Below are 7418 nucleotides of genomic sequence, written 5' to 3'. Positions count from 1 at the left end.
AATGGGGAGCTGTTGGAAGGCGGCTGTCCGACTTAATCCATCCAATGTGCTGGCAGGATTGCCCATCCAGCCAAACACCAAGCTGCGGATGAAGTTCGAGCCGCTGAGTTTGCGCTGGCGTTGAATGAAGCCGCTTTTTTTGCTAACGCGTCCGCTTTTTCATACAAGATGGCTTGCAATGCGGTGGCTACTTTTGTCAGTATCAATGCGCGGTCTCCTTGTCGAAGTCGATCTATTCGGTGTGCAAAACTAATAGCCTACCAGAGAGGGAGACCGCTTTCGCGGGTTAAAGTTGATGCGTATAGGGTGGATTCTGCGGAGACTCCACCATCTCTACGCATGGTCTGCGCCTTTGTCGCGGCTGCGGCGGCAACGTTCGGAACAGTATTTCACCTCATCCCAACACGCAGCCCACTTTTTGCGCCATGCAAACGGGCGTTGGCATACGGTACAGGTTTTGTGGGGCAAATTGGGTTTGTGGTGTGCCATGTGTTGCCTTGCGCTGATTAGCGATCACCAACGGTATGCCGCTGGATCGTATTCCCGCTGTTGCAGTTCATGGTGCGAACGGTATGCCGAGAAAATCAAATAATTGCCCCGAATCGTCGGCTTGCAAGCATTGCATCACGTGAAGTAAGTGACTGGCGGTGAATTCAGGTGTTTGCAGATGATCAGGCGGCACATTGCGTTTGAAAGGTTCAGACAGTGCGGTATCGGTTGTACCCGGTTGCAAGCCAACGATGATAGTGGGACGTTTCAGACGGTTGAGTTCGATAGCAAAATTTTTAATTAGCATATTCAAGGCAGCTTTGCTGGCACGGTAGGAATGCCAGCCACCTAGTTGGTTATCGCTGATACTACCGACCCGTGCAGACAAAATACCGATGGTAGTCGAGTGTTTGGGGTTTAGCTTCGCTAGCAAGGATTTCACCAGTAAGGTAGGGCCGATGGCATTGACCATGTAGGCGTGTAATAAGTGGTCGGCCTCCAAACTACGCCAGGTTTTTTCCGGTTGCATGTTGTTATCGTGTAACCAGCCCGTGGCAATAAATACCCAGTCGATCTCCACTTTATCAGGTAGGGCTTGCAGAGCTTTGGTAATGCTGGCTGCATCGGTAATATCGAAAGCGAAGTCCTGAGTTACTACAGGCAGCGGCAACAATTTAGTAGTGTTCCGTGCAAAACGAATCAATTCAATGTCAGGAAATTGCGTAATTAGTTGTTGGCAAAATGCTTGCCCGATACCGCCAGATGCGCCTGCGACTAATGCACGACGCGGCGCTGCATTCGGTGGGCGGTGCAGAATGGTCATCGTTAGTTAATACTGCCAGTAATCGCACAATCCGCCATATCATCGAAGATTTTTTTCAGGCCGGGGCTGTTTTCGCCGCCGTGCATGGGAATATCGAGGTATTCGCACTTGTTAGCTTCAGATTGGAAATAAATTTTTAGATCACCATCCATAATAAAGGGAGCGTTTTCCAGATCGGTAACATCTTCGAGAGTGATCGGGTCTAGGGTGCAGACGCGCATGGTAAAATCCTCCTCCTAATTAGTGTATTACTAGCATCATCGTTGTACGTAAAACTTACAATTAGGCTTGTTTTGTATCAGGTATTTACACATAACCTATTCTAAAGTAATACAATGTATGCATGACCCAATGACAAGGATTCCAATATGAAAGTCAGCATCATCGGCGGCACGGGTTTCGTCGGTACTTACCTCATTGATGCTTTACTGCAAACAGGACATACGCCGCGCGTGTTAGTGCGTGCGGGCAGCGAGAGCAAGCTCGCAGCTCCCTGTCAATGTGAAATCGTTTCCGGTGACATCAGTGACACCGCAGCACTTGATCGTTGTCTGCAAGGCACGGATGCTGTGATTTATCTCATTGGTATCCTGCGCGAATTTCCCGCTAAAGGCATTACTTACGAGGAAAGCCAGTTCAAGGGTGTGGAGCGCACGGTTGCTGCTGCACAACGCCAAGGCGTGAAACATTTCATTTTAATGAGTGCCAATGGCGTGAAAGCGGGCGGCACGCAATACCAAGACACCAAGTTTCGCGCCGAAGAATGTGTGAAGGCATCTGGCTTGTCGTGGACAATCTTTCGCCCCTCTGTCATTTTCGGCGACCCGCGTGGTAAGGCAGAATTTTGCACTCAATTGCAAAAAGAACTGGTATTACCACCGATCCCCGCACCGCTGTTCTTTGGCGGTGTAAGTATTTTGCAAGCCGGTGAATTCCAGATGCAGCCAGTGCATGTCACCGATGTGGCGCAAGCGTTTGCGGTAGCATTGGATAATTCGGCAGCACTTGGCAAAACCTTCACATTGTGCGGTACGGATGCAGTGAGTTGGAAAACCATTATTCAAACGTTGGCACAGGCGTCAGGGCGTAACCGCAAACTTGCTGTGCCAGCCCCAGCGGAAATTCTCAAAGTGGTGGCGGGCTTATTGGATAAGCAAGCATGGTTTCCGATTACCCGTGATCAGATTGTGATGTTGTTGGAAGGCAATACGTGTAGCGATATGTCGGCTTGGCAACTCTTCGGTATTCAGCCCAAGCGCTTTGCATTGGAAAATTTAACTTACTTGAATACAAAAGGTTGAGCATGAAACGTTTTTTGCAGTTATGGATGATGGTGATGATGACCATGTGGTTATCAGCATGTGCGACGAGCGTACCGGAAGGCATTACGCCTGTTACCGGGTTTAATGTCGAACGCTACCTTGGTAAATGGTATGAAATTGCCCGTTTGGATCATTCCTCCGAGCGAGGTCTGGAACAAGTGACAGCGGAATACAGCCAGCGTGATGACGGGGATATTCGCGTGCTGAATCGCGGTTTCAATACCAAAACGCAGGCATTTGAAGAGGCGGAAGGTCGTGCTAAGTTTGTTGGTAAACCGGATGTGGGGCAGTTGAAAGTATCGTTCTTTGGCCCATTCTATGGTGGTTATAACATCGTGGAACTTGACTCTAATTACCAGTACGTGATGATTGCAGGCAACGACCGTGATTATTTGTGGATTTTGTCACGTACCCCGCAACTTGATCCTGCTATTCAACAACGTTTGCTGGCAAAAGCTCAATCGCTAGGTTTCGCCACCGACAAACTGATTTTGGTGAAGCAAAACCAACTGTGAATACAGCCGTTTAGCTTTGTTCTAACGCCTTAATTCGTGCTTTGGCAGCCTCCAGTTCTTGCTGGAGGGTGACTAGATCAGTGACATCTTTTTGTACCCCGATGTAGTAAGTCACGCCTTCTTCTGTATCGAAGTAGGGGGTGATCGTCAGGTCATTCCAAAACAAGCTACCGTCTTTACGGTAATTACGCAATACCACCCGCACAGGTTGGTCATTCTCAATTGCTTCACGGATGTTGGCTAAGCCTGCTTGCTCACGTTCGCCGTTTTGTAAAAAACGGCAATCACGGTATAAACATTCCTCGGATGAATAGCCCGTTAATTCTTCAAAAGCACGGTTGACGTACAGCAAAATCGTATCACCGCCTTCGCGCTCAGCAATGGTGATGCCGTGTTCGGCATGGTCGATTAATGCCAATAATAAATCGGGGCGAATGGGGAATTCTTGTTCGTTACGCATGGGAGTATCCTGCATGGTTTATAGCAGATCATTATAAAGGGCTGGAGCAGTGGCTACCAGTAGTAGGCTTATTCCTGAAAAACTGCTTGCCCTATTTAATATCCTACTAATTAACTCGGAATTGTGGTACAGAATCTGAGTCTATTTGCTGCCAAGTGCTTATCCCGCTAAATTCCTCACTAAATCACTCAACTATTATTGTGAGGTCAGTGCTGATGGAAGCCGCAGAACGCCACCTTGACGCGATGAACCACGCCAGTTATGCTGCTGGGTTCGTTACCGAGATCGAAGCTGACACGGTTGCTCCGGGTTTAGATGAATCGGTGATTCGCCATATTTCCGCCAAAAAACACGAGCCAGAGTTTATGCTCGACTGGCGTTTGCAAGCCTTTCGCCAGTGGCAGCAAATGTCAGAGCCAACATGGGCGCACGTGCATTACCCCAAAATTGACTACCAAGCCATTTCGTATTACTCCGCGCCAAAATCCGCCAGTGATGGCCCGAAAAGTTTGGATGAAGTTGACCCCGAATTGCTGCGTACCTACGAAAAACTGGGTATCCCCTTGCAGGAGCAAAAGATGCTTGCAGGTGTGGCTGTCGATATGGTGTTTGACAGCGTGTCGGTAGCCACCACCTTCCGCAAGCAACTCGCTGAAGCGGGGGTAATTTTCTGCTCGATTTCTGAAGCGATGCGTGAACACCCCGCACTGGTACAAATGTACCTCGGTACGGTAGTGCCACAAACCGACAATTATTTTGCAGCATTGAATGCAGCCGTATTCACCGACGGCACGTTTGTCTACATTCCGCCCGGGGTGCGTTGCCCGATGGAGCTTTCCACCTATTTCCGCATTAATGAACGCAACACCGGGCAGTTTGAACGCACCCTGATTATTGCTGATAAAGGCAGTTACGTCAGTTACTTGGAAGGTTGTACCGCGCCGCAACGTGATGAAAACCAGCTTCATGCGGCGGTGGTGGAATTGATTGCGTTGGAAGACGCCGAGATTAAATATTCCACTGTGCAAAACTGGTATCCCGGCGATGAAAACGGCAAGGGCGGCATTTACAACTTCGTCACCAAGCGCGGTTTGTGTGCGGGCGACCGCTCCCATATTTCGTGGACACAGGTGGAAACGGGGTCAGCAATTACTTGGAAGTATCCCAGTTGTATCCTCAAGGGGGACGATTCAGTGGGTGAATTTTATTCCGTTGCCGTGACCCGTGGCGCACAGCAAGCCGATACCGGCACAAAAATGTACCACATTGGCAAAAATACCCGCAGCACCATTGTGTCCAAAGGCATCTCGGCTGACCGTGGGCAAAATGCCTATCGCGGTTTGGTGCGCATGAACAAGGGGGCGGAAAATGGGCGCAATCACACCCAATGCGACTCGCTGCTGATCGGCGACAAATGCGGGGCGCACACGTTCCCTTACATCGAAGTGGCTAACCCCACTGCCAAAGTCGAACACGAAGCCACCACCTCCAAAATCGGCGAAGACCAATTGTTCTATTGCCGCCAACGCGGTTTGTCGCAGGAAGACGCGGTGTCGATGATCGTCAACGGCTTCTGCAAAGAAGTGTTCAAAGAATTGCCGATGGAATTCGCGGTCGAGGCTCGCAAGCTACTGGAAATTAGTCTGGAAGGCGCGGTTGGTTAATATAGGAGATAACCCATGCTACACATCAATAATTTACACGTATCAATCAACGGCAAAGCCATCCTTAATGGCTTGAATCTGGACATTAAACCCGGTGAAGTCCATGCGCTTATGGGGCCGAATGGTTCGGGTAAAAGCACCCTATCCAAAGTATTGGCAGGGCGGGAAGAATACATTGTCACCGCTGGCAGCATTACTTACCAAGGGCAGGATTTGCTGGCACTTGCCCCAGAAGAACGCGCCCACCAAGGCATTTTCATGGCATTCCAATACCCTGTGGAAATCCCCGGTGTGAATAACACGTACTTCCTGCACCAGTCGCTCAATGCCATCCGCAAAGCGCGGGGCGAACCGGAATTGAATTCGCTGGCGTTTATGCGCTTGGTGCGTGACAAGCTCAAGGCGCTGGATATGGATGAAAGCCTGCTGAAGCGTTACGTCAACACGGGCTTTTCCGGCGGTGAAATGAAGCGCAATGAAATTCTGCAAATGACACTCTTGGAGCCGAGGTTTGCGATTTTGGATGAAACCGATTCCGGTCTCGATATTGATGCCCTGAAGATTGTCGCCAAAGGGGTGAATACTTTGCGCAACCCGGAGCGTGCCATGCTGGTGATTACGCACTACCAACGCTTGCTCGATTACATTCAGCCGGATGTGGTGCATGTATTAAGTGGCGGTAAAATCGTCATGAGCGGCGATAAATCGCTGGCGTTGGAGCTGGAAGCCAAGGGCTACGGCTGGATTCACCCCGAATGGGAGGAAGCCGCATGAATGCCGCGTTGGATAACATCTTAAGCCATTACCGCAGGTTTGCTGCATCCGCCGATTATGCAGGCTTACCCGACAGTCAGCAAACTGCCGCCGCCGCGTTACACCGTTTGCCGTTGCCGACGCGTCGGGATGAAAGCTGGCGCTATACTCCCTTGCCAGCGGTGCTTGAACACCCGTTTCAGCCGATTGCACTGGAAGACGATTTATTGACACCTGATGATGTGGAGCAATTGCGCTTAACGCCAGCGGATAGCCCGCGTGTGGTGATGCTGAACGGCTTTTTTATACCGGAATTGTCGACTATTCCCGATGATGGCAGTGTGGAGATTCTCCCCTTAAACGCTGCGTTGCGCGACCTTAGCAGTGATGCTTTTACGCGTATTGGGCAACTCAGTGGCACACGGCAGCATTTGTTTACGGCGTTGAATACGGCATCCTTGGGTGAAGGGGTGTACGTGCGTGTGTCTGCTGGTACGGTGTTGGCTAAACCGTTGGAAGTGCTGCATGTCAGTATCAGTTTTGAAAGTGAATTCATTGCACAACCGCGTCTATTGGTGGTGCTGGAAGCAGGCGCACAAGCGACATTGGTGGAACAATACGCGCACTTATCCGATACTTTGTGCCTGAATAATGGCGTGGTAGAAGTGTTTTTGGAGGCGGGGGCGCAACTGAGCCACCCACGGTTACAACACGAAAGTTTGCGTACCCGGCATTTATCCAGTTTGTACCTGCGTCAAGCCGCCGAAAGCCACTACCAAGGCACGACGTTGGCGTTTGGGGGAGCATGGTCACGCACTGAATTTCATGTCGATTTCAGTGGCACGGGGGCGCATTGCGATCTCAATGGCTTTTATTTGGCGGGGGATAAGCAATCCCACGGTATGCACGTGGATGTCATCCACAATTTGCCCAACTGCACCAGTCGCGAACGCTTCAAAGGCATTTTATACGGCAATAGCACGGCGGTGTTTGATGGCAATATCTTGGTGCAAGCGGATGCGCAAAAAACCGATGCCCGTTTGAGCAACGACAATTTATTGCTGTCACGCGATGCCGAAATTAATACCAAACCACGCTTGGAAATTTATGCTGATGACGTGCAATGCAGTCACGGTACAACGGTGGGGCAGCTTGACCCGGAAATGTTGTTTTACCTGCGAGCGCGGGGGATTCCACATGAGCAAGCCGTCACTATGATTTGCATGGGGTTTGCTGGGGCAATAATTGCAACATGTGAGTTCGAAACGTTGGAACAATGTGCGAATGCTTTGTTGGTTAAGCGACTTTCAAAATTGGTTGGTCTATCCCATCAAAATATTGACTGATTGCATATAAAAAAAATGGATTATAACGCTATACCATGGTAGAATC

Annotated in this window: 10 protein-coding genes; 5 read left to right on the top strand and 5 right to left on the bottom strand. The window is 50.0% G+C overall.

What is annotated here, in order from left to right:
* Positions 1-32 precede the first annotated feature (32 nt).
* From BLV87_RS19510 to BLV87_RS16160, 4 genes are all read right to left on the bottom strand, one after another.
* Positions 33-206: a hypothetical protein gene (locus tag BLV87_RS19510; protein WP_175517799.1), complete on the bottom strand. Its 174-nt coding sequence runs from the start codon at positions 204-206 to the stop codon at positions 33-35.
* Positions 207-333: 127 nt separating this feature from the next.
* On the bottom strand, positions 334-489 hold the full coding sequence (locus tag BLV87_RS16170; protein WP_093070340.1) for a DUF2256 domain-containing protein: 156 nt from the start codon (positions 487-489) through the stop codon (positions 334-336).
* Between the two features lie 67 nt (positions 490-556).
* Positions 557-1312, bottom strand: coding sequence for an SDR family NAD(P)-dependent oxidoreductase (locus BLV87_RS16165; protein ID WP_093070338.1), 756 nt, complete (start codon positions 1310-1312; stop codon positions 557-559).
* A gap of 2 nt (positions 1313-1314) precedes the next feature.
* Positions 1315-1533 (bottom strand): hypothetical protein, encoded by a 219-nt coding sequence (locus BLV87_RS16160; RefSeq protein ID WP_093070336.1) that lies wholly within the window; start codon positions 1531-1533, stop codon positions 1315-1317.
* Positions 1534-1680: 147 nt separating this feature from the next.
* Here BLV87_RS16160 and BLV87_RS16155 point away from each other — a divergent pair, with 147 nt between their 5' ends.
* The gene (locus BLV87_RS16155; protein WP_093070334.1) at positions 1681-2613 is read left to right on the top strand and encodes an NAD(P)H-binding protein; all 933 of its coding nucleotides are present in this window, start codon (positions 1681-1683) and stop codon (positions 2611-2613) included.
* A 2-nt stretch (positions 2614-2615) separates the two neighbouring features.
* On the top strand, positions 2616-3149 hold the full coding sequence (locus BLV87_RS16150; RefSeq protein ID WP_093070332.1) for a lipocalin family protein: 534 nt from the start codon (positions 2616-2618) through the stop codon (positions 3147-3149).
* 10 nt (positions 3150-3159) lie between these two features.
* On the opposite strand, the gene BLV87_RS16145 is transcribed toward BLV87_RS16150, so the two are convergent.
* On the bottom strand, positions 3160-3609 hold the full coding sequence (locus BLV87_RS16145; protein WP_093070330.1) for a PAS domain-containing protein: 450 nt from the start codon (positions 3607-3609) through the stop codon (positions 3160-3162).
* Between the two features lie 215 nt (positions 3610-3824).
* Here BLV87_RS16145 and sufB point away from each other — a divergent pair, with 215 nt between their 5' ends.
* Genes sufB through sufD form a run of 3 tightly spaced genes read left to right on the top strand, consistent with a single transcriptional unit; the run spans position 3825 to position 7372 of the window.
* The gene (gene sufB, locus BLV87_RS16140) at positions 3825-5273 is read left to right on the top strand and encodes a Fe-S cluster assembly protein SufB (protein ID WP_093070328.1); all 1449 of its coding nucleotides are present in this window, start codon (positions 3825-3827) and stop codon (positions 5271-5273) included.
* A gap of 15 nt (positions 5274-5288) precedes the next feature.
* Positions 5289-6047 (top strand): Fe-S cluster assembly ATPase SufC, encoded by a 759-nt coding sequence (gene sufC, locus BLV87_RS16135; RefSeq protein ID WP_093070327.1) that lies wholly within the window; start codon positions 5289-5291, stop codon positions 6045-6047.
* Complete coding sequence (gene sufD / locus BLV87_RS16130; protein ID WP_175517990.1) at positions 6044-7372, top strand: Fe-S cluster assembly protein SufD; 1329 nt, start codon at positions 6044-6046, stop codon at positions 7370-7372. The genes sufC and sufD overlap by 4 nt, the downstream gene beginning before the upstream one ends.
* Positions 7373-7418: the final 46 nt, after the last annotated feature.

Source organism: Thiothrix caldifontis, assembly GCF_900107695.1.
Taxonomy (GTDB): Bacteria; Pseudomonadota; Gammaproteobacteria; order Thiotrichales; family Thiotrichaceae; genus Thiothrix; species Thiothrix caldifontis.
The sequence above is the reverse complement of the archived record's forward strand: the minus strand, read 5'-3'. Positions and strand labels throughout refer to the sequence as shown.